Source organism: Pseudomonas sp. 2725 (genome assembly GCF_050434585.1).
Lineage (GTDB): Bacteria > Pseudomonadota > Gammaproteobacteria > Pseudomonadales > Pseudomonadaceae > Aquipseudomonas > Aquipseudomonas jessenii.
The window spans coordinates 290,735-313,348 of record NZ_JBNDIV010000005.1 but is presented as its reverse complement, the minus strand read 5'-3'; the positions used below and the strand labels follow the sequence as shown (position 1 = coordinate 313,348).

20 protein-coding genes are annotated in these 22,614 nt (G+C 61.4%); 5 read left to right on the top strand and 15 right to left on the bottom strand.

What is annotated here, in order from left to right; translation table 11 throughout:
* Window positions 1–12 precede the first annotated feature (12 nt).
* Window positions 13–1,359, bottom strand: a complete 1,347-nt coding sequence (locus ABIE16_RS16250) for a hypothetical protein (RefSeq protein WP_429521544.1) — start codon at window positions 1,357–1,359, stop codon at window positions 13–15.
* A gap of 280 nt (window positions 1,360–1,639) precedes the next feature.
* Here ABIE16_RS16250 and ABIE16_RS16245 point away from each other — a divergent pair, with 280 nt between their 5' ends.
* From ABIE16_RS16245 to ABIE16_RS16230, 4 genes are all read left to right on the top strand, one after another.
* Window positions 1,640–3,085 (top strand): sensor histidine kinase, encoded by a 1,446-nt coding sequence (locus tag ABIE16_RS16245; protein WP_090456418.1) that lies wholly within the window; start codon window positions 1,640–1,642, stop codon window positions 3,083–3,085.
* A 200-nt stretch (window positions 3,086–3,285) separates the two neighbouring features.
* Entirely contained in the window at window positions 3,286–4,386 is a 1,101-nt protein-coding gene (locus ABIE16_RS16240; protein ID WP_371318472.1) for an SCO family protein, read from the top strand.
* A gap of 101 nt (window positions 4,387–4,487) precedes the next feature.
* Complete coding sequence (locus tag ABIE16_RS16235) at window positions 4,488–5,981, top strand: sensor histidine kinase (RefSeq protein ID WP_090456415.1); 1,494 nt, start codon at window positions 4,488–4,490, stop codon at window positions 5,979–5,981.
* On the top strand, window positions 5,950–7,383 hold the full coding sequence (locus tag ABIE16_RS16230; protein ID WP_090456413.1) for a sigma-54-dependent transcriptional regulator: 1,434 nt from the start codon (window positions 5,950–5,952) through the stop codon (window positions 7,381–7,383). Before ABIE16_RS16235 ends, ABIE16_RS16230 begins: the two co-directional genes overlap by 32 nt.
* A gap of 3 nt (window positions 7,384–7,386) precedes the next feature.
* Here the strand turns inward: ABIE16_RS16230 and ABIE16_RS16225 are convergent, their stop codons facing one another.
* The gene (locus ABIE16_RS16225) at window positions 7,387–7,764 is read right to left on the bottom strand and encodes a hypothetical protein (RefSeq protein ID WP_154947890.1); all 378 of its coding nucleotides are present in this window, start codon (window positions 7,762–7,764) and stop codon (window positions 7,387–7,389) included.
* Between the two features lie 171 nt (window positions 7,765–7,935).
* Here ABIE16_RS16225 and ABIE16_RS16220 point away from each other — a divergent pair, with 171 nt between their 5' ends.
* A complete protein-coding gene (locus ABIE16_RS16220; protein WP_429521543.1) occupies window positions 7,936–8,748 on the top strand; it encodes a class I SAM-dependent methyltransferase in 813 nt (270 codons plus the stop codon).
* Between the two features lie 13 nt (window positions 8,749–8,761).
* On the opposite strand, the gene ABIE16_RS16215 is transcribed toward ABIE16_RS16220, so the two are convergent.
* From ABIE16_RS16215 to ABIE16_RS16155, 13 genes are all read right to left on the bottom strand, one after another.
* Window positions 8,762–9,070: an addiction module antidote protein gene (locus ABIE16_RS16215; protein WP_057397260.1), complete on the bottom strand. Its 309-nt coding sequence runs from the start codon at window positions 9,068–9,070 to the stop codon at window positions 8,762–8,764.
* 2 nt (window positions 9,071–9,072) lie between these two features.
* A complete protein-coding gene (locus ABIE16_RS16210) occupies window positions 9,073–9,366 on the bottom strand; it encodes a type II toxin-antitoxin system RelE/ParE family toxin (protein WP_057397259.1) in 294 nt (97 codons plus the stop codon).
* A 125-nt stretch (window positions 9,367–9,491) separates the two neighbouring features.
* Window positions 9,492–10,286, bottom strand: a complete 795-nt coding sequence (locus ABIE16_RS16205; RefSeq protein WP_429521542.1) for a ChbG/HpnK family deacetylase — start codon at window positions 10,284–10,286, stop codon at window positions 9,492–9,494.
* On the bottom strand, window positions 10,258–11,457 hold the full coding sequence (locus ABIE16_RS16200) for a GNAT family N-acetyltransferase (RefSeq protein WP_429521541.1): 1,200 nt from the start codon (window positions 11,455–11,457) through the stop codon (window positions 10,258–10,260). Before ABIE16_RS16200 ends, ABIE16_RS16205 begins: the two co-directional genes overlap by 29 nt.
* Window positions 11,458–11,461: 4 nt before the next feature.
* A complete protein-coding gene (locus ABIE16_RS16195) occupies window positions 11,462–12,148 on the bottom strand; it encodes an N-acetyltransferase (RefSeq protein ID WP_340313825.1) in 687 nt (228 codons plus the stop codon).
* Window positions 12,149–12,232: 84 nt separating this feature from the next.
* Entirely contained in the window at window positions 12,233–14,152 is a 1,920-nt protein-coding gene (locus tag ABIE16_RS16190; protein ID WP_429521540.1) for a hypothetical protein, read from the bottom strand.
* Window positions 14,149–15,453 carry a lipopolysaccharide biosynthesis protein gene (locus tag ABIE16_RS16185; RefSeq protein ID WP_340313821.1) on the bottom strand — a complete coding sequence of 435 codons (1,305 nt, stop codon included), beginning with the start codon at window positions 15,451–15,453 and terminating at the stop codon, window positions 14,149–14,151. The genes ABIE16_RS16190 and ABIE16_RS16185 overlap by 4 nt, the downstream gene beginning before the upstream one ends.
* Window positions 15,450–16,448, bottom strand: a complete 999-nt coding sequence (locus ABIE16_RS16180) for a polysaccharide deacetylase family protein (RefSeq protein WP_340313819.1) — start codon at window positions 16,446–16,448, stop codon at window positions 15,450–15,452. The genes ABIE16_RS16185 and ABIE16_RS16180 overlap by 4 nt, the downstream gene beginning before the upstream one ends.
* Window positions 16,449–16,460: 12 nt before the next feature.
* Window positions 16,461–17,597: a glycosyltransferase gene (locus ABIE16_RS16175; protein WP_429521539.1), complete on the bottom strand. Its 1,137-nt coding sequence runs from the start codon at window positions 17,595–17,597 to the stop codon at window positions 16,461–16,463.
* Window positions 17,590–18,558 carry a glycosyltransferase gene (locus ABIE16_RS16170; RefSeq protein WP_218496397.1) on the bottom strand — a complete coding sequence of 323 codons (969 nt, stop codon included), beginning with the start codon at window positions 18,556–18,558 and terminating at the stop codon, window positions 17,590–17,592. Before ABIE16_RS16170 ends, ABIE16_RS16175 begins: the two co-directional genes overlap by 8 nt.
* Window positions 18,555–19,922: an O-antigen ligase family protein gene (locus ABIE16_RS16165; protein WP_429521538.1), complete on the bottom strand. Its 1,368-nt coding sequence runs from the start codon at window positions 19,920–19,922 to the stop codon at window positions 18,555–18,557. Before ABIE16_RS16165 ends, ABIE16_RS16170 begins: the two co-directional genes overlap by 4 nt.
* Window positions 19,919–21,013: a glycosyltransferase family 4 protein gene (locus ABIE16_RS16160; RefSeq protein WP_090457944.1), complete on the bottom strand. Its 1,095-nt coding sequence runs from the start codon at window positions 21,011–21,013 to the stop codon at window positions 19,919–19,921. The genes ABIE16_RS16165 and ABIE16_RS16160 overlap by 4 nt, the downstream gene beginning before the upstream one ends.
* Window positions 21,010–22,602: a GumC family protein gene (locus ABIE16_RS16155; RefSeq protein ID WP_349736949.1), complete on the bottom strand. Its 1,593-nt coding sequence runs from the start codon at window positions 22,600–22,602 to the stop codon at window positions 21,010–21,012. Before ABIE16_RS16155 ends, ABIE16_RS16160 begins: the two co-directional genes overlap by 4 nt.
* Between the last annotated feature and the right edge of the window lie 12 nt (window positions 22,603–22,614).

The window sequence follows — 22,614 nt, the reverse complement described above, 5'->3', positions numbered from 1 at the left end:
GCATGTGGGCGTTCATTGCACGATGACCACTTCTTCGGTATCGCTGCCGCCATTGGCGGACGACACACGAACCTGGGCTGGCGGAATCGGCGAGATGCCGGTGGCCAGGCTTTTCACGGCGCCGTCACCACTCAGGGCGCCGATGGCGATACCGGTGCCGGAGGTGGCGGTGAGCACCGGTGGCGACGTTTCATCGCTGGTCGAAGCCACGATGGTGATTTGCCCGGTGCTCAGGCTGTACTCGGCGCGTGAGATCGTCACCAGGTCGGTCAACGGCATGGGCAATATGGTCGGCGCGCTGCTGGCGATGGCCAGGTGGTTGTCGGCGGTCACCTGCAAGGTGCTCGGCAACGTCGGATTGTTCGGCGACTGTGCATACCAGTGGCCGGTGGTATTGGCTTCGGTGAAGTTCAGCAGCGGATTGTTGCTGTCCAGGGTCACGGTGGCGGGTGGCGGCGGGGCCATCACGAACACGTCCTGCTGGGCCACCGGGGCGCTGGTGCCGGCCTGTCGCGAGTAGGTGCTGCGCTCGGCGATCACCGGGGTCGGACGGACCACCGACGACAACTTGCCGGAAACAGCGAAGAGGTTGGTGCGCAAGTCCAGGCCATTGGGGCCCTCGATGCGCACGTAGTTGGTGTTGAACGGGCTGCCGGTGACGGCTTCGGTGAGGTTCGGATCGCCGACGAATTGTTCGGCCTGGCCCGTGCTCGGGTTGGTCTCGGTGTAGGGGCCATTGATGCTGCGCAGGAACGGCCCGACGTCGCCATTGAGTGCGCCGTTGTAGATTTTTGGCGCGCCGATGCCAATGTCCCGGGTCATGTTGATCGCCCGACGGCCGGGGGTCTCGACGTTGAACACTTCGACGCCGTAAGGGTGGGTGATGACATAAGTGCCGGCGGTGGCCACGTCGATGCGAACACGGATACGGGCGAAGCTGATCTGGTCGCCCTCCAGTGGATCCCCACCACTGAAGGCTGCTTCGAGCGCCGAGACATAGGTCAGGTCGATGCCTCGGGCGGCATCGACGATGGTTGTTTCGCCTGTTGCCCAGAACGCTTCGTCGGGGAAATTGGTCGGGAAGACCAACGGTTGCGTGTCATCGAAAATGCCGGGATTAGGGATCAGCGAGCACATGTAAGTCGGGGCGCCCGGCGCGCTGGCAACCCTGGAACTGACAGCCTTTGATAAACACAGGTCAAGGGTTCGGCCGTGGCTGTCTTGATACCAGGCGGCGAAATTGCCATTGGCTGGCAGGTAGGGGCCGGGGTCCACGGCAAACAGCGCGGCCTGGGCAATACCTTGGGCTAGAGCAGTCACAACCAGGGCGGACGCGGTTTTGCACAGTAACGGGTGCATGAGTGTTCCCTCTGTCGAAGTACCTGCCCCTTGGGGATGGGGCAGTTGGCAGGGCATTCGGCAACTTCCATACCAATCGGCGAAAACGCCCGTGAGACGCCCGCAGTAAAGGTGTTGGTGCGGTCGCAGGCGGCAGGCCGGGAAGTTATGGCACGGGCAGCTATCCCCGACTTTGGGGGTGACGGGGTCGCGGGGCGGGTGGGGTATCGCAGTCCCCAGGCTCGGCCAAACGGCCATGGCTGGGCTATAAACCTATAGGGGGTTTCCGGGAACCGTGTCCATGACCACAATCGCCAAAGTACTTGCGACCGACAGCGAAGTTCGCTTGAACACGCGCAAGGAGCCCTTCAATCTGCTGCGCTGGTTTTCACTGGTCAGCATGCTGGTGATCGGCACGGTGGCGGTGGCGCTGGGGGCGGTATCCACGCGCTTCGTGATTACCGAAAGCGTGCAACGCGATGCGCTATTGACCTCACAATTCATTCAGGCGATTGCCTCGGCCGAGGTGCACCATGTGTCGATTCCCAACGTCAGGACCATGGGCGAGTTGCTCGACCCACGAAAAGACATGGACTTTCCTGACGTCGACCCTCTGTCCCGTGTCAGTGCCCGTGGTGAATTCCTCGACCATATCGCAAACTTGCCGGACGTGATTCTGGTCAACATCTACGCCCCCGACCGCATGGTGATCTGGTCGACCAACCCGGCCTTGATGGGCATTACGATCCATGGCAATGAAGACCTCGACCGGGCATTCAACTCGAAAATTTCCGTGTCGACCGCTTACCACGGTGTGGATAGATCCCGCATGGAGCAGAAGTTCCTGGAACCACCCAAATACGCCTTCATCGAAAACTACATTCCCTTGTTCGACGCCGATGGCAGCACCGTCACGGCGATGGTCGAGATCTACAAGGAACCCCAGGACCTGATCAACCGCATGGAGCGCGGCCTGGTGCTGATCTGGCTGGCAACCGCCCTGGGCGGCGGTCTCATTTACCTGGGGCTGTACTGGATCGTGCGGCGGGCGGCGATCCTGCTGGCGACGCAGCAGAAGCAATTGATCACCAACGAAACCTTTGTGGCTCTGGGGGAGGTGTCCTCGGCGGTCGCCCACAGTCTGCGCAATCCGTTGGCGAACATCCGTTCAAGCGCCGAGCTGGCGATAGAGTTCGACAGCGGTCCGGCACACGGGAACATCAACGACATCATTGGTCAGGTCGATCGCATGTCGAAATGGGTACGGGAGTTGCTCCAGTCCCTGCGACCGCTCAATGACGAGGCCGAACCTGTGAACCTGGTGGCGGCCCTGCATGACAGCCTGATGGCTTACGAGCATCAGATCAACAAGGCCAAGGTCAACGTGGTGTTCGAGCCGGACCAGACGCCCATGGTGCTGAGCCAGCACGTACAACTGACCCAGCTCCTCAGCAGCCTGCTGTCCAATGCGGTGGAAGCCATGGACGGCGGCGGCACCCTGACCATCCAGATCGAACCGCGCGATGCCCAGCACGTCAGTGTGAGGGTGAGCGATACCGGCAAAGGCATGAGCGAAGAAGAGCGCACTATGGCCTTCCGGCCGTTCTTCACCACCAAACAGGGCGGGCTGGGAGTCGGGCTGGTGCTGGTCGAGCGGATCATGGAGCGATTTGGCGGTGCGGTGACCCTCGACAGCAGTGAAGGCGAGGGCACCACTGTGCGCCTGTCCTTTGTTCTGGCCCCCTGAAAACGGGGATGATCTACCCCCAATAACGGGTATTAATCCCCGGTCATTTGCCCGGTCGTTGCACATTGATTTTGATAAATCACTGTTTTGTCGAGTGTTAGTACGTTTTTATAAAAAAACACATGATTGGCGAGGTCCTTGCAAAACCACCATAACCCCCCTTCACCACATCGAGGCGGCTGGTGATGGAAAAAAAAGAGATGCATTCACCACGCTCGCGAGCCCTGGGCATGCACCTGGTGCTGATGCTGGTGACCGGTTTGCTGGCCAGCCAGTTGCTGGTCGCCAGCCAGCCGACGTCGACGCCTGCACCTGCTCCGGCATCCACTGCCGAACCCGCTGTCGTTGAAGCCGTCACCCCGTGGGGTGCCGACTATTTCCCCAACACCCTGCTGACCGACCAGGACGGACAGCAGCTGCGTTTTTTCGATGACTTGATCAAAGACAAGGTGGTGGTGATCAACTTCATCTTCACCTCGTGCAGTGACTCCTGCCCCCTGGAAACCGCGCGCATGCGCCAGGTGCAGAAACTGCTGGGGGATCGGGTCGGCAAAGACATCTTCTTCTACTCCATCAGCATTGACCCCTTGAGTGATACCCCCGAGGTGCTCAAGGCCTATGCGCAACGCTTCCAGGTCGGGCCCGGGTGGAAATTCCTCACCGGGGAATTCGCCGACGTCACCGACCTGCGCAAAAAACTGGGGCTGTTCATCGAAGGCGTCGATAACGGGCGCAACAAGGACCACAACCTGAGCCTGATCGTCGGCAACCAGGCAACGGGCCGCTGGATGAAAGCATCGCCGTTCGAAAACCCGTGGATTCTGGCCGACCAACTGGCCAATACCCTGCATAACTGGAAACAGCCCAGTGTGGAGGAAAGCTACGTCGAGGCCCCCGAAATCCGTCCGCCGAGCAATGGCGAAGAGCTGTTTCGCACCCGCTGCGCGTCTTGCCACAGCCTCGGTCCGCTGGACGGGCAGGGCATCGGCCTGCGCAGCATCGGCCCGGACCTGATCGGCGTGACCTATCAGCGCGATCCGGCCTGGCTCAACCGCTGGATCCGCGAACCTGACCGCATGCTCGCGGAAAAGGACCCGATTGCGATGGAGCTGTTCGAGCGCTACAACAGGATCTCGATGCCCAACTTGCGGCTGGATGCGCGTTCCGCCCAGTCCCTCATCGATTTCCTGAAAGAAGAAACCGACCGTCAACATCCGCCAGCGGCGCCATTGGCCAGTGGTAACGAAGAGCCTGAACAACATCATTCGGTCGCGCACCCCGAGACACCCCGGGTGCAATAGTGTCAAAAAAAATACGCGGGCCAGTCGGTGGCTATCAATGCCACCTACACTGATCCTGAAAGCGGCTGAACAGGCTCGATTTCAAGCACCAGGACACAGCCATGCAGATACTCGAACAACAAAAAGTAGCTGCGCCGCAGAATCCGGCAGCACAACGCAAGGGGTGGCGACCGCAGTTCAATTTGCTGCGCTGGTTCTCCCTGGCGAGCTTTCTGATCATCGCTGTGGTGGCGCTGGGGCTGGGTTACATCTCCACCCGCTTTGTTGTCGATGAAAGTATCGAGCGTGATTCGATGCTGACCGCGCAGTTCATCCAGTCCATTGGCGAGGCCGAAATCCGGCATGCCGGCATTGCCCCGGGGCGAACCATGGGTGAAATGCTCGACCCGCGCATGGACGATGCCTACCCCGACGTCAACCCCGTATCCCGGGCCGCCGCGCGCGTTGAGTTTCTTGACCATGTGAAGCATCTGCCGGACATCCTGCTGGCGACGGTGTACTCCCTGGACCGCACCGTGGTCTGGTCGACCAACCCCGAGTTGATCGGCGTGCGTATCGAAGGCGACTTTGAGCTGGACGAATCCTTCGAAATGAAATCGCCGGTGTCCACCAGTTACCACGAAATCGATGAGGAGCGTCCCGAGCAGCGCTTGCTGCGCGAACCGGAGTACCTGTTCGTCGAGAACTACATTCCGATGTTCAACGCCGACAGAAGCAAAGTGATTGCCATGGTGGAAATCTACAAGGAGCCGGTGGATCTGGTGGCGCGCATCCAGCGTGGCTTCAAGGCAATCTGGCTGGCCACGCTGATCGGCGGGGCAGCCATTTATCTGGGGCTGTTCTGGATCGTGCGACGCGCGGCGACGCTGTTGCAGAGCCAGCAGAAACAACTGATCGCCAACGAGACCTTTGTCGCCCTTGGCGAGATGTCCTCGGCGGTCGCCCACAGCTTGCGCAACCCGCTGGCCAATATCCGTTCCAGCGCCGAACTGGCCCAGGACATCGCCAGCCAGACCGCACAGAAAAACATCGGCGACATCATCAGTCAGGTTGACCGCATGTCGCGCTGGGTCCGTGAATTGCTGGTGTCGTTGCGGCCGATGAATGACGACTGTGAAACGGTCGACCTGGTGCTGGCCCTCGAAGACACCCTGAGTGCCTTTGAGTCCCTGATCAAGCGTTCGGACGTTGAAGTGCGTTTCTCCCCTGTCAGCGTGCCACCGGTCGTCAGCCAGCAGGTGCTGCTCACGCAAATACTCAATAGCCTGTTTGCTAATGCACTGGAAGCCATGCCCAAGGGTGGCGTGCTGACGATCGAGATCGATTCCTCGGTGTCCGGCGACGTGAGAATGACATTGACCGACACCGGCAAGGGCATGTCCAAACAACAGCAGCAAATGGTCTTCAAGCCGTTTTTTACCACCAAACAAGGTGGGTTGGGTGTGGGCCTGGCCCTGGTCAAACGAATAATGGAGCGTTTTGACGGCTCGGTCGAACTGACCAGCCGGGAGCAGGAAGGAACCCGTGTTTGTCTCAATTTCAAAGTGGCAACGGGAGGGGTATATGGAGCACAGCATTCTGCTGGTCGAGGATGACGAAATCCTCGCCGAGAATATTCAGACTTACCTGGAGCGCAAGGACTTCGAGGTGACCGTCTGCCACTCGGCTGAAGATGCGCTGGAGCAATTGGGTTCTTTCGCGCCTGACGTGGTACTGACCGACAACTCGTTGCCGGGCATGAGTGGTCACGACCTGATCCAGAAGCTGCGCATCAGCGCGCCGGATCTGAAAGTGATCATGATGACCGGCTACGGCAATGTCGAAGACGCCGTGGTGGCGATGAAAGAGGGCGCCTTTCACTACGTCACCAAACCGGTGGCCCTGCCAGAGCTCAAGTTGCTGCTGGACAAGGCCCTGGCCACCGACCGCATGGAGCGTACGCTGTCGTTTTACCAGGAGCGCGAGGCCCAGAAGTCGGGAGTGCAGGCACTGATTGGCGAGTCGGCACCGATGGCGTACCTCAAGGGCACCATCACCCAGTTGCTCGACGCCGAACGGCGCATGGCCAACAGCGATCTGCCGCCGGTGCTGGTGGAAGGCGAGACGGGCACCGGCAAGGAACTGGTGGCCCGGGCCTTGCACTTCGATGGCCCGCGCGCCAAAGGCCCATTCATTGAATTCAACTGTGCTTCGATCCCGTCCAATCTGGTGGAGTCGGAACTGTTCGGCCACGAGAAGGGCGCCTTCACCGACGCCAAGGATCGTCGCATGGGGCTGGTGGAAGCGGCCGATGGCGGCACGCTGTTCCTCGATGAAATCGGTGAGATGGACTTGCTGCTGCAAGCCAAGCTGCTGAAACTACTGGAAGACCGGACCATTCGCCGGGTCGGTTCAGTGAAGGAGCGCAAGGTCGACCTGAGGGTGATCAGCGCCACCAACTGCAATCTCGAACAGATGGTCCAGCAAGGCAAATTCCGTCGTGACCTGTTCTTCCGCCTGCGCATCATTTCCATCAAGGTGCCGCGACTGTATACCCGTGGCGCCGATATCCTGCTGCTGGCCCGGCACTTCCTGGGGCTACATGGCAAACGCTACGGCAAGCCGAACCTGCATTTCAGCAACCAGGCCGAAGAATTGCTGCTCAGCTATAGCTGGCCGGGCAACGTGCGCGAATTGCGCAACATGCTGGAGCAAACCGTGTTGCTGGCGCAAAGCGACACTATCGCCGCCCATCAGTTGAACGTCTGCCTGAGCCTGATGGATGAGCCACCGATGTTTCATCACGAGCCGTCACACTTCAGCGAACCGCGTCCGTCCTTCAGCGGCAGCGACTCCATGAACCTGCCGGAAGTGGAGCGCGACATGGTGCGCAAGATGCTCGACAAGACCGACTGGAACGTCACCAAATCGGCCCGCCTGCTGGGTCTGAGCCGTGACATGTTGCGCTACCGGATCGAAAAACTCGGCCTCGCCCGTCCGGACAAGCGCCAGTGGTAAGGCTCACTGCAACACCGGGCCCTGCCTCAGACAGGACAGCATGCAGCTGGGGTTCTCGACTTCCTGGTTCACGTACACACCACGCTCCGGATCGTAGGAGCGGATAAACACCCGAACCGTGGCGTCGGCCACTGTCGGCAGGCGCGAATCGGAAAACACGTGCTCACTTGAAACCGGAATGAATTCCCCGGGCGCGGTCGGGATGTACGAACCCGGCGGCACAATGTTCATCGACGGTGGTACGGGGTGCGCGAAGGGTTGGTCGGCGCCGTAATAGTTGAATTCGCTGCTGTAGTTGGTGGTGGGCATGTCGTCCGCGTGGACGACAGCGGTTGCGCCCAGGCAGACGGCGAGCAAAAGCGTCAGGTCGGTCTTTTTCATGGCAACACCTGCTAAATCGGTTTAACCACATTCCTCCCAAGGTCTTTAACTATAGCTGGCGCCGTGCACAGCCGTCGCTGCCGCGCGGATTACAAGTTCGCAACACCTGCCAGGATGGGGTTGATCTAGACTTCGCCGGTCAAATCGACGACCCGGACCCTGGAGCGTGCAATGGAACTGCCGACAAAAGAACAAGCCATCGCCAGTAACCGCGAGGCCTGGAATGACTCCGCCCGTCACCACAAGGACTCCAGCGAATGGCAAGCCTTGTTGAAGGGCGTGGAACACGCGGATTTTTCTTGCCTGGACGACACCCTGACCGCTTTGCTGACCCAGACAGGTATCGACGGCAAGGACGTGGTGCAACTAGGCTGCAACAACGGTCGTGAAAGCCTGTCGCTGTTCGCCATGGGCGCGCGCAGCGTGGTGGGCGTCGACCAGTCCGAAGCCTTTCTCGGGCAGGCACGGGAACTGGCGTCCCGATCGCCCCACGCGCCGCAATTCATCGAAGCGGACATTCACCACTTGCCGGCCGGACTGCAGGAGCGCTTTGACCTGGCGCTGATCACCATCGGGGTCTTGAACTGGATGCCGGACATCGGCGAATTCTTCCGCCATGTGGCGCGCACACTGAAGCCGGGTGGGGCGCTGGTGGTGTACGAAACCCATCCTTTCCTGGAAATGTTCGACCCCGAGGCAGCCGATCCTTTTCTCCCGGCCAGCTCATACTTCCGCCGCGAACCGTTCGTGCAGCACGAACCGATCGTCTACGAGGGCAGGATCGAACAGCCGGCCGCGCCGTCCTACTGGTTCGCCCACACCCTGGGCGACCTCTTCAGCGCCGCCATTGCGGCAGGGCTGCAGATCCGTCACTTCAGGGAATACCCACACTCCAACCGCGAAGAGCTTTATGACCGCTATCAGCAGCAGGCAGCGCAGTTGCCGTTGTGTTTTACGTGGGTGGTGGTGAAACCAGCCACATGACGCGGAAAATCAGTTATAGATTTGAGTGATTGACGGTGTGTCCTGGTTGCGCGCAGAGATCTATGCCCAGGGCATGAATGACCTTCAGGACCGTATCGAAACGTGGTTTTGCTCCCGGCGCGAAGGCCTTGTAGAGGCTTTCGCGACCCATTCCAGAGTCTTTGGCTATCTGTGTCATGCCACGGGCTTTCACCACATAGCCGATAGCGCGCAGAAACTCCTCATTGTCACCGTCTGCCAGTACCTGAGAGAGATACTCGCTAATGGCTTCATCACTGTCGAGCAGCGCCGCCATGTCGAAAGTCGTCAAAGTCTGGCTCATGGTTAAACCTCCTTTGCCATTTTTTTTGCGCGTTTGATATCGGCGGTTTGAGATGACTTGTCACCTCCGGCCAGCAGGACAATGACGGCACCGCCTCGCATCGTAAAGTAAACCCGGTATCCGGCACCTACGTCCACGCGCATTTCAGAAACGCCATCACCGACAGGCTTGTTGTCGCCAAGATTACCCGCAGATGCGCGGTCAATGCGACGAGCGATAGCTAGCCTGGCTCGCAAGTCGCGAACCGAGGCGTGCCATGCTGCGAAAGTAGCGGTTTGCTGGACAAGATAATTCATTGCTCGAATGTATCCAAATGGATACGGATGAGCAGTCAGACATTTCCGCGATCAGAGGGTTTTTTCCGAGGAAGATGTAGGCAACCCCATCGCGAGCAGGCTCTCTCCAACAAGTGCGGGGTGAGCTATTCCAGAACGGCCTGCGCACGGCGAGTTGCGGCGTCTCCCGCAGCGGTATAGGCCACCCGCGGCACACCCGGCAAACGCTGTTCCAGCAACGCGCTCAAGGACTCTCCCGGTTCCAGGTAGGCATCGCCGAAGTCGGCGCCGAGCTGGTTCGGGTGGGCGACGATTTCCAGCAATCCATCGGGTGGCGGCTCGGCGTTGCGCAGATCCACCGGGGTGCACACGTAGTCGGCGGTGGCACCGGCCAGATTGCTCAGGCGACGGTTGAGCAGGTCCTTGAACACGCGCTTGGGCAGGCTGAGGTTTTGCCCCAGATTGCGCGCCAGACGCACCGGCACCCCCTGGCGGGCGGCGAAGCGCGCGACGATCTCGCCGATCGGCCAGATATTGTGCACGTGTTGATGGGAGTCCAGGTGGGTGGGGCGCAGGCCGTTGTCCAGGCAGCGCTGCCACTGGGCTTCGAGTTCTTCCAGTACGGCGTTGCGATCCCGGCGCCCGAGCCAGAGGTGGGTGCGGGGCAGGTTGAGGTCGAACACGCCGGCCCCGTCGCAAAACGTCGGGCGCTGCGCAATGCTCTGGCTCAACGGACGGCCGTAGGTCAGGTTGAAGTGCAGGCCGATTCGGCCTTCGAGCAATGGATGCCGGGCCAGGACGCAGGCCGCTTCGAACGCCGGCATGTTGGCCATGGCGGTGGCGGAGCTGATGAGCCCGGCCTGGAACGCGCCAAGGATCACCGCGTTTTCGCAGGCACTGAGGCCGAAATCGTCAGCGTTGACTATCACTTGCCGAGGCATGTGCACCCTCCTTGAGTTTTTCCGTAGGCGCAGGCGTGTGGACCGCGGGTGTTGCGACTGCGGCCGCCGCGCGTCGGGTGCGCCATTGCTGCAATCGGGGTTTGAAGCGTTGCCAGACCCGCAAGGCCAACCCCAGCACCAGACCGCCTGGACGCCAGGAGTAAAAACTCCAGCGCCAGTGTTCCAGTTGCCCGGTCATGCGTTCGTGCAGTTGATGGCTGGAGTTTTCCAGGCTGACCCGCGACGCATCGATCCAGCACCAGTTGTCTTCCAGGCCCCAGCGAATCCACTCTTCGAGCAGCACCCGGCCGCTGCCCAGGTCGGCATATTGCGGCAGGAACGCCAGATTGTAGTCGTACAGTCGACCCTGTTCCAGCAAGCCAAGGCGATAGCTGATGCAGCGCCCCTCCAGCTCCAGCACCACCACGCGCACCAGGCCTCGGGCCGCCAGGGCGGTGAAGGCGCGGTCCATCCACTGGCGATGGCGCGCATCGGAAAAGATCCCGACGCCTTCATCGCCTTTCCAGCTCACCGCTTCGACCTCACTGATTTCCTGCAACAGCGGCCCCATGGTCAGGGCGTCGGGAGTAATCCGCCGCACCTGGGCACCGCACGCGGCGATGCGTTTGCGTGCACGGCGCAGTTTGTAGCGCGGGTCGCCGGAGACCTCCTGATGGTCGGCCTCGCTGATCAGGTGCACCGGTACTCGACAGCTCAGGCGATGTTCGGCGGTCGAACTCAGCGCCTGCCACGGTGCCAGGGCCTGTACCTGGGCCGTGGAACCGGCCAGTTCGTTGAGTTGCAGCACGGCATGGGGCAGGCGTTGACGGATCAGCGTCAGCGCCTGGCGTAAATTGTCGTCGTCCAGCCTCGTCAGCAGTGCGAGGCGGTCGGCGAGGGGATAGCCCAAATGATGCAGGACCCGAAACGGCAAACGCGCAAAGCGCTCCATGGACGCCACCAGCGGCAGGCACAGCGCCAGTTCGTCACCCTGCCAGCCGAGCAGCACGTGCAACTGCTCACCGGGTTTGAGTGCCAGTTCCGAGGCGTATAGCCAGGCCAGGGTGTTGAACGGCGTGTGGTCCGTTACGCGCTGGCGCAACGCTTCGTAAGCCTCTACCGGAAAGTCGTGGGTGCACAGCGAAGTGCGCCATTCGAATCGTGCAGACATAAGATCAGCTCGCCTCGGCTGGAACAGGAGAGGGTGCCGGTTTGCGCAAGGCATCCAGGCGTGAACCGCTGTAGCGGGTTTCGCGAAAGAAGCGCCAGCCGAACAGGTGGTAGATGTTCATGATCCGTCCCTGCTCGCGATAGCCCATGCGGATGTGCAGCTTGAGCGCGGGAATGTTGTGGGACTCGCAGATATCCACCACTTTGTTGCAGCCCTGATCAGCCATGGCTTTCCACAGGTTCAGCTGGAAATCGACCGACAGCGTGGTGCCCCGGTAGGCAGGAATCTGCTCGAGAGCGAACTCGAAGAACTCGCCTGGCTTCACCGGAAACATGCAGCCGTAGTAATGACGGTCGAGATAATCGCGTGTGCTGCCCCAGATAAAAGCCACGGTATCGCCGTTTTCATCCAGGTACATGTGCCCGGTGTACCCTTCGGACGCCAACTCGGCCATGGTGCCCACGCGATCACCGAAGTGCCTGGCGAACGCTACGGCGTTTTGTGGGGTGATGGTTTCCAGTCGCAGCGGTGAATAGGGCCGAAGCTTGTGTGGCGGTACCGGGCTCACCAGGTCGCGTTCCATCCACAACAGTTCTTCGTGGAAAAACACGTAGTGTTTCCACAACTTGCCGACGGTGGCGCGCAGGCCTTTTTGCTTGATGTGATCGCTGAGCTTTTTCAGAGCATTCATGTTTTTGACTCCCGACGGTGTTGGCCGTGAGTGGCGTGACTCAATGCGCGACGAATCGTCCACGCGGTAAAAAATCAATGGCGTTCATGAGGTGCTCCAGCTGAGGGAAAACAGGGTTTCTCCTGGTAAATCGAAGCTGATGCGACCCTCCAGGCATTTGAAGGATGCGTCGCGACTGCGGTTGTCGGCGCCGAAATAGCGCAATGATCCATGGGGCAATGGACATTGCGCGCCAGCCAGGCTCACACGCTGCAAGCGTGAGCCTTTATTGACGCCCAGCAGGTTGCGTTGGTGCCCGGCAGACATGGCCAGCACGTCAACCTCGAAGGCGTCGTTCTCCAGGCGCATGACATCGCGTAGCCAATGCTGGCGGATAAATTGCTGCGCCAGGCCCACGGGCTTGAGCTCGAATTCATCCTTGCCGAGCACGCGCAACATACCCTTGGGATACTCAGGTTCGTCGGCGGCCTGGAACCAGCCGAGCATGTCGAGCAAGCCGTCCTGGGAAGCATTGATGATGACCGAGGCCCACCATAACGAGGCGTAGTGGGTTTCCTGATCGTAAGGGCTGAGGCTGGCCCCGCTGGACATGTTGGTCTGGTCCAGCAACAAGGCTTTGCGCGGTCGTCCCTGGTCGTCGAACCCCACCAGCTCTGCCGCTTTGCGTACGCTATCGCGGTAGACACGGGTCGCCAGCAGGTCGCGGACCATCCATTCGTGCCAGGCCAGTGCATCGATCTTGTCGCCGGACTCGGCCAGCAGGCGTCGGGCCCAGTCGATGCCGCGCTTGTCGGCGGCATGGTCGACGAACGGGCCATTGACGAACCGGGAGCTGGCCGGCATGGCGATGCGTACGCCGGCTTTGGCGTTGTCCGGGTTGCTGCGCACTTGCCAGGCCATGCTGTTGAAGATGCGCTTGTAGCTGGCGTAGTCCGGGTAGTTGAGGTTCGGTTCGTCGGCAAAACCGATGTAGTGTGTGCCCTTGCCGCCGAGTGCGCGTGTGGCGGCGAGCCAGGCGTCGAGGCCGGCGTTGCTGGTGGTGTCGGCGCGCAGGTAGGCAAGGCGCTGTCTGCCGGCCAGCAGGGTGATGTCCTGAGTGATGCCCAAGCGATCCTGATACAGCCGGCGGAACACGTCTTCGTAATGCGGCCGCGTCGCCATGATGTCGACCAGGCTGTAATAGGTTCCGGCCTGTGGTTGCAGGGCATCGAGCACGGCGAAACCGGAATCCGGCAGTTGCGCATAGGGCAGGGCGATACCCAGGTTCGGGGTCTTGCCGAGCACGTCGTTGTGCAGCGTCAGCCGGGTCTGGCCTTCGTCTTCGCGCAAGGGCTTGAGCTGTTGCGGGTTCTGGGCGAACAGGTTGGCCGTGCCATCGAGCCAGAATGCGACCTTGCCACTACCGCGCAGGTGCAGGCGCCAGACTTGATCGGTAGTTGCAACGGGCAACTCGACTTTGTCGAACTGCCAATAGACGGGGTACGGCTTTAGAGAAAGTGAAAGTTGTTGGCCGTCACTCACGCGTTGCGCTTGCAACGCGCCGACGCCGCCGTGGAATTTACCGGCCAGCACCGCGTGCTCACCGGCCGCGACCTTGAAATACAACTCGTCACCGTCCCGGGGCTCGGCGCTGAAATGCACCTTGGCCGGGGCGAACAGTGCGACGGTGTGGTCGTCGTGCTCAACCGTATAACGGCGGAAGCTGTAGCCAGGAATTTCCAGTCGATAACTGGCGGCGTCCGGCGCCAGGTTCCAGCGTTGACTACCGCGGGGCTCATTGGCGGCAATCAGTCGTTCGCTCTGGAGTTTGCCCTGGCCGTCGAGCAAGTAGAGGTGTTCTTCGTTGGCTTCAGCCTGCCACACCGGGGTCCAGAGCACGGTCAGGGTGTCGGGGCGGTCCGTTTGCAGGTACAGGCTGCCGTCGCGGATATCGGCCCAACGCATGGGCGCAGCTTCGGCGCTCAGCCCGAGTCCAAGACTCACCAGCAATAACAGATGTTTCATGCCGATTTCCGTTGCAGCATCAGCAGCATCGGCGCGATGTCGCCGGGCAGGACGATGAGCGTTTGCCAGACCGGCACGTGGCTCAACCGGCAATACACCACCAACAGCGCCAGGGTCACGGCCAGGTACGCGATAGAGGACGCCGCTGCTGCGCCGACGATGCCGTAGGTCGGGATCAGCAGCACATTGAGCGCCAGGTTGAGCAGGGCGCTGAGGCCCATCAACAACGAAATCGTGCCGGGCCGGTTTTTGCCCAGCAGGTCCAGGCGCAGAATGCTCGCATAGCACAGGCCCAACAGGCCTGGCAGCAGCGCCAGCAACGCCGGGTATGCAGGCTGGTAGGCCTCGCCAAACAGCGTCACGATCAACCATTCACCCACCACAGCCATGGTCAGGCAAGCGCCGATCATCACCGTAGCGGTCAAGCGCAAGGCCAGTGGCGTGACTTTTTCGATGCCTTCTTCCTGTTGCAGCAGGCGCTTCATCAGCGGCGTGGTCACTGCTTCCGGAACGATCAGCAGCAACTCGGCGGCGGCGCTGGCCATGGCGTAGTGACCCAGTGCCGTGGTGCCGAGCAGGGCGCCGATGATCAGGAAGTCGGAGCGCAGGATCATTTGCTGGAACAGCAGGTCCGGATGGCTGCGGGCGCTGTAGCGCAGCAATTCGTTTTGACTGGCGCGGTCCCATTGCAGGCTCAACGGATGCTCACGCTTGAGCCAGACCCAACCGGCCAGCACCACCAGGCTGATCCCCGTCAGCCAACTGATCAACGCCGCTTCCAGGGCCGCGCTTTTCCACATCCAGAACAGGGCAAGGAACATCAGCAGCGGCGCCAGCGACTCGATCAGGCGCAAGGCATTGAAGGCGACCACGCCGCCCGAGGCGTTGTGCAGGGTCAGCAAACCGCTTTTGAGCACGGTCAGCGGCACCGCCAGCAGCAACAGCCAGGCGAGCAGGCCCAATTGCGTAGTGATCTCCAGTTCACTGCCGAACTCGCGGGTCAGCGCCACCACCGCCAAGGTCAGCAACGCCGCCAGCAGACAACCGAACAGCAGCACCTGGCTGAGCAGCAAGCCCATCGGTCGTTGCTTGGCCGCCTGATAGCCTACCGCTGAATTCAAGCCGCCGCTGGTGGCCGCGCTGATCAGGTCGGGCAGGGCGCTGAGCAAGGCAAACAAACCCCGTTCGCTGGGGCCGAGAATTCGCGCCAGCAACACGTTGCGCAGCAAGCGCAGGGCGATCATCGCCAGTTTGGTGCCCATGCTCAGGGCCAGGTGCTTGAGGTAGTTGTTGCCGCTCATGGGCGTGCCCCACGGTAGATGCGCCAGGACAGCAACCCGGGATTGCGCGCGGTACGCTGGCTGACGCCGAAGCGTGGCAGGGCCAGTGGATCTTCGGCCCCTCGATAAATGCCGGTGCCGGTACCCAGGGCAAACGGGAAGTCATGCCTGGCCACCTGTTGACGCACCCGCGCATCGTTGTCGCCATTGGGGTAGCAGTAAACCGGCAATGGCTGGTTGCAGCCGTGGAGCAGCGCCTGGCGACTGCGGCTCAGCTCTTCATCCAGGCGTTGATCGTCGAGACCGGTGAGGATGGCATGGCTGGCACCGTGGGGGCCGAAGCGTACCAGGCCGGATGCTTCCAGGTGGCGCACTTGCTGCCAGTCCAGCGCCTGGGGCAACGACTCGTGCGGGCAGTCGTCGGTCAGGCGATTGAGGTCCAGCGGCGACAGGGTTTTCAGGCTCTGCAAAAAGTTCAGCAACGCCAGGCTGCGGCGTTGCCGATCCGGGTCATCGCACCGTGTCGGCAACGGGCGCCCCAGGTGCTGCAAGCGTTCGATCAGTTTCTGCCGTGCCTGTTCGCCATGGCTGTTCCACAGGGTTTCGCCGATGCTTTCCCACCAGAACCGCTGGCGGCTACCGATGAAGTCGGTGGACAGAAAGATGCTCGCCGGCACCTGGTGTTTTTGCAGCAGCGGGAAGGCATTCAGCGCGTTGTCGCGCCAGCCGTCGTCGAAGGTCAGCGCCACTTTCGGTCGCTCGGAGTGCGCACCCGGTTGCAGAATGTCCATCAGCGGCACGCAGTCGAAGTGTTTTTTCAACCACACCAGCAAATGTTCAAACGCTTTTGGCCCGACGCACAGTTCATTGCGGTGGGGCAGTTCGGCGGCCTGGTCGCTGGCCAGCACCCGGTGCAACATCAGGATCACACCGGCGCCGTGCAGTTGCTTGCGCCCCACCGGGGAGTTGAGGTACAGCCAGCCACTGGTGCGTTTCAACAGTTGTTTGATCGCCACGGCACGCACCTCTCATCGATTTTGCTCGGGGTTCCATTGGGCGTAACGCTGACCGCGCAGGAACTGCCACAGGCCGATGCTCATCCCGGCAAGGGTCACCAGGAGGAACGCGGCCAGGCGAAAGGGTTTGGGCAAGCGGTGTTGCGAATCCAGCAGGCCGGCAATGGCCATCGTGTAACCGAGCAGTTGTGCGATCAGGCTCAGACGATAAAAGCCGTGATCCTCCCACAGCCAGAAATTGCTCAGCAGCAACGGCAACAACAGGATCGGCGCCAGCCGCCGGATCAGCTTGTGGCTGATCAAGGCAATCGCATACAGGCCGTGGGTCAGCGGGTTCAGCAACTCCCAGCGCTGGGCCAGGCTTTGCAGGCCACCCACCGTGACCCGCTGACGGCGACGGAATTGCTTGTCGGCTTCGTCCACACCCTGGTCGATTACCCGGGCCTGGGGCACGTAGACAATCCGCTTGAACGCGACCGGCGCGCAGGTGCTGATAAAAAAATCGTCGTTGACCTCCGCCGGCACGTTCTGGAACAACTCGCGGCGCAAGGCGAGCAATGCGCCGTCGGCGGAGACCATGCAGCCGGTGCGATTTTCCACGTAGCGCAGCCAACCTTCATAGTGCCGATACAGGCTGTCGCCAACGCTCAACCCCTTTCCTGTCACCGGGATCACCATGTGCCCGGCGCAGCCACCGACCTGCGGGTCGTTGAGCGGCGCAAGCAAATGGCCGAGGGTGTCGGTGGACCACTGGTTGTCGGCGTCGGTGAACACCAGGATTGCGCCGCTGCTGATCGCGACCCCGGCATTGAGCGTCGCCGCCTTGCCCTGGCGGGGCAGATCGAGCACGGTGATGCGCGGGTCCTCGACCCGGTGAGCGCAGGCCACGGTGTCATCGGTCGAGCCGTCACTGGCGAGGATGATTTGCAGTGAGCGGGCCTGATAATCCTGGGCCAGCACGGTGCGCAGTTTTTCTTCGATATGCCGCGCTTCGTTGTGCGCGGCAATCACGATGCTCACGTCCATCGGTTGTGCCGGTCCTTGGCGCGGTGCCGGGTAAAACGGTGCCAGCAACGTCAATAACAGGGGATAACCGAGGTAGGCGTAAACCGGTAGCAACAGGCACAACCAGAAAATGAATTCAGCCACGGGCGGGCCTCCTGGCATTCCAATGACAAAGGCTGAGGATGAGCCCGGCGCCCGCCAGGTGCAGGCGTACCCAGTGCAGGCCCCAGAGTTGCAGGGTCAGGAGCGTGTCGCGGTGCCTGGCGCTCTGACGCAGGCTCAGTGCCAGGGCGGGCAGGACGGTCAGCAGCAGCATCAGCAGCGAATGATGGGGGAACCCGTCGAACAGGGCGGAAATGGCCATGAAATCGATCAACCAGGCGGCAATCGACAGCAACGGAAAGCGCAGCAAGCGCAGGCTCGGGCCATGGGTGCGCAGAAGTTGCAGATGACTGCCCTGACGCCACAATTCCTTGCCCATCCATTCCCGCCAACTGCTTTCGTAGCCCCAATGCAGCGCCACGCTTTGGTTGACCGCGACTAGTTTCGCGCCCGCGTCGACCAGGCGCATGGTCAGTTCCTTGTCCTCGCCGGTGCGCAGTTGTTCATTGAAACCACCGACCTTGTCGAACCAGCGACGGCGCATCAGCAGGTTGCAAGTGGGCAGCCATTGCGCGACATGCAGTGGCTGCGTATCGGGACGCAAGGTGCGCCGCTGCCAGGCGTCGGCGTACCACGGCGCTTCGGCCGGGGTGTGCAGGTCAAGGCCGATGACATCGGCCTGGCCGCCGGACTCGAGGTCGAACAACAGCTTGAGCCAGTTCTCGGGCATCTCGACGTCGGCATCGATAAAGGCCAGCCATTCGCCGCTGGTGATCGCCGCTCCGCGATTGCGCAATGCACCGATGAGCAGGCCGGGCAGGACCAGCACCTGGGCGCCGAACTGTCGGGCAATGTCCGGGCCCTGGTCATCGGAGCCGTTGTCGACCACGATCAACTCGCATTCGACGTTGGCCGCCTCGGCGGCATGTCGTGCCGCTTGCAGGGTCCGGGCGATGTGCCGGGCCTCGTTGTACATCGGGATGATGATGCTGATGCGGTTCATGCCCTGACCTCCGTCGGCGGGGGTTCTTCGGCTTTAGTGCGCAGCACGCTGGTCAACGCGAGCATGATCCACAGGTACTTGTGATTCGGTGCGCTGAGGAACATCAGGAACAACGTCAACGACAGAAGGCTCATACTCAGGTGGGTCATCAGATCAGCCTGATGCCCAGTTCCTCGCAATAGCCAGGCGCGGCGGGCGCGGATCAGGTTGTACAAACCCAGGGCGAGCATGCCGACGAACATCAGGCCGGCGGGAATCCCCAGTTCACTGAAGATCTCCAGGTAGGTGTTGTGGGCGCGACGGTACAGGTCATCGGTCTTGCCGGTCATGGCAAAGGTCTTGGCATAACCGGTGGTAGCGTAGTGCAGCGGGAACGTGCCGGGGCCGGTGCCAAGCAAGGGGTTCTCGGCGATCATGGCGCTGCCGACCACAATGTAGGAGGCACGACGGCCCAGTGACGGGTCCTGACTCTTGGCCCCGGAGCTGAGGATGCTCAGCGACTGGATGCGTTCCACGTAACTGGCCGGCATCGCATAGAGCCCCAGCGAAATCACAATCGCCAGGCCGAGCATGGCAAAGCCCAGGTGGCGTGGACGAATATGTGGCAGCTGCGCGCGGTAGTGCCACGCGCCGATCAACAGGCTGAGGAGCAACACCACCAGCCCCGAACGGGATTCGGTCTTGGTCATGCCGCCCAGCAGCAAGAGGGTACAGCCCCCCCAGAATAACCGGTGCAACCGGTTCGGGCTGCGGACCACCAGCAACAGCGCCATGGGTACGGCGAAGGCGATCATCAGGGCAAAGTCGTTCGGGTCATTGAGCATCCCGGACGCACGGCCGTCGTCCTGGTATTTGGCAGAGAACATCGCCATGGCGCAGGTCGCCGAGACACTGATGGCAACCAGTTTGGCGAACATGTCGAGGTTCAACTCACGCCCGACCAGCAGGGTGATGACAAACAGAATCAGGCCGACGCTCAATTCGCGCAGGTGGCCCAGGGAGAAGCCCATGTCGTCGGTGTTCAACAGGCTCAGCAGGTACAGCACCATGAACCCGACCAGGAAACGCCAGACATTGCTGCGCAGGCGCTCGCTCGGCAGTTGGTGAGTCGCCAGTTGCAGCATCAGGATCAGCGCCAGCGAAGCCCCGAGGAATTTGGAGCCCGACAGTGAGCTGTCCTTGAACAGACCTTCGAAAGGCAGGATGGCGACAATGCCCAACAAGCCCCAGGCCGGCTTGCGGTACAGCACCGCGACACCCACCAGGCCCAGTACCGCTCCCGGCGCCAGATACGGATAAGGGCTGGCCAGCAAACCGAGGCAGACCAGGCCGAGCAAACTGACGATCGAGAGCGGAACAATCACGGGTGTGCCTCTCGTGCAGTCCGGATGTAAAGCTGCGACCAGCGTTCGGCCAGGACCTTGAGGTCGTAGCGATCCCGTTGCGTACGTTTTGCGTTGTCGATCAACTCCCCGGCCAGGGCCGGGTCACCCAGCAGCGTGCCGATCTGGCGGGCGAGGGCGGTACTGTCGGTGGGCGTGGCCAGCAGGCCGTTGTGGCGGTCCTGCAAGACATCGGGAATCCCGCCGACGCCGAAGGCCACCACCGGCACTCCGGCCTGCATCGCTTCGAGCAGAATCATGGGCGTGCCTTCGGTGCGCGAGCTGATCACCAACGCATCGAGTTGCCGCCACCAGGCGCCCATGTCGGTCTGGTAGCCCGCCAGTGTGATGCGCGCCTGCAAGCCTGCCTCGTCGATCCGCGTCTGCAGGCTTTCGCGCTCCGGCCCGTCACCGAGCATCACAGCGTCCAGTTGCGGGTACTGCTGACACAACGGGATCAGCGCATCGAGAAACAGGTCAGGGCCTTTTTCGCTACTCAGGCGCCCGACGTAACCAGCCAGCCAGCGTTGACGCTCGCCACTGTGCGGCAGCAAGTCGTGGGCCGCCGGCAGGCCATTGGGGATCACCTGCAGTTTGTCCGTGCGCACATTGGCCTGACGGTGCAGCGCGGCAATGCTTTCGGCGACACACACCACCCGGTTCACCGAGGCCGTGCGGCACAGTTGCAGGCTCAGCCAGGTGTAGAACTTCTGCTTGCGACTGCGTGGGGTGAAGCCGTGCTGGGTGATCACCAGTGGCAGGCGCAACAGCGTAGCGCCGATCCAGCCGAACAACAGACCCTTGAAGTTGTGCGTATTGATCAGTGGCCGCTGGTTCCGTCGCTGGCGCAAATGCCCCAGCAACGCGACCAGGCCTGCACAGCCGAGGCAATCGACACCGGCCTCGCGAAATCGCGCGATCAGTTCTGGCGGCGCATCGAGAAACAGCACCTGGTGCTGCCCCGGCGTCGCCAGGCAATGATCCAGCAGCATCCGCTCGGCCCCATAGAAGCCGCCGCTGCTGAGCAAATGAATGATCGGCAGGTCGTGGGTGGTGCCGAGCGGCGCGTTCAATTGCGCACCCAATGTACGAGGGCCGGTACGCTCCAGCTCTTGTGCGGATTGTTTGGCAGGGTGCTTTGATCATTGATCACCAGCAGCACCGGCAAGCCCAGTTCATGGGTGATTTGCGCAGGGTGCTTGAAGCGGTGGTCGAAGAACTCACGCACATAGACCAGGGCAATCGCCAGCAGCAAACCGGTGAACACTCCGAACGGAATGATCAGCATCGGCTTGGGGAACGCCGCTTCGGTCGGCTCGAACGGCGGGCTGAGTACCCGTGCGTTGGACAGGTCGTTGTCCAGTGCGCGCGCGGTGCTGCTTTCGGCGAAGCGCTGGGCATAGGTGGCGAACGCCTTGTGCAGCGCGTTGATTTCGGTGTCCATCTGCCGCAGCTTGCTCCGGGTTTCCTGCAACTGGTGGATACGATTCTTGAACTCGGCAATGCGCGCGGTTTTCTGCTCGATGACCGAGCTGATCGTCGCCAGGTCGCTGGTGCGCTCCTGAATCCGGTTGCTGACAATCTTCAGGAATTGCCCACGGGCCCGGATGATTTGCTCGCGGGTCATTTGCATCGGCTCACTGCCGGGCTGAAAGACCGCCAGGTCGTCCATATAGCGGCTGACCAGGGTCGTCAGTTGCTCACCCAGTTGCTTGATCTCGCGGTCTTCGAAAGCGACGCTGTCGACCGTGGTGGTGAAGGTGTAGGGGAAGGTGTAGTCGGTGAATCTGGCGTTGTTGGCGGTCGCCAGGCTGGTTTTCAGGTAATCGAGCCAGCGCTGGCTTTGCAGCAGTCGGTCCTGATACAGGTTGAGCGCCTGCTCCTCGGTGTTGATCGCGTTGAGGCGGAACGTGATTTCTTCCTTGGGGTCGGACGAACCGATGCTTTCGAGCAAGGCCAGGCGATTGGCTTCCAGGCCATCGAGACGCACCTGGTACTGCAACTTCTTGGTTTCGTAGAAGCTCTGCGGCAGGTCGATCGATTGCATTTCCTGGCGGCTGACCAGGTAGTTCTGCAGCAGGGCGGTGACGAACCGGGTGCCCTGGGCCGGGTCAGGGAAGCGGTAGACGATCGAGATCACGTTGGAGCCCGGCAAGGTTTCCACCTTCAGGGCAGAGGACGCTTGCTGCGTGAGGGCATCGAGCACGGTGTCGCGTACCGGATCGGTCTGCAGTCCGAGCAGGTTGCGAACCGGGTTGGTCACGTGTTCGCGAACGGGATTGGTGACAAACCGTTTGAACGGCTGCACCAGCAGTTTGTTGAAGGCGCTCACGGGTAGCGTGTACTCACCCTTTTCGCGCAACTCGCTGATGGTCTGGCGGATCAAGGCCGGCGAACGCAGGATGTTGCTCTCGGTCTCCATGTCCGCCAGCGACGGTGGAATGAAGGAAGCGTTTTCCTGATTGAGGGTGCTGGTGGCATCCCCCTGGGAGATTTTCTTGGACTGCACGATCACCTGGGCGGTGATATCGAAACTCTGCTTGAGCAACAGCGGCAAGACCACGGCGATCACGGCAAAGACCAGGAAAACTCGCTTCACCAGCTGCTTGTTGGCGAAGAAGATCCTGAAGAACTCATGCAGGTAGTTTTCCTTTGGATTCATTGGCCACCTGAG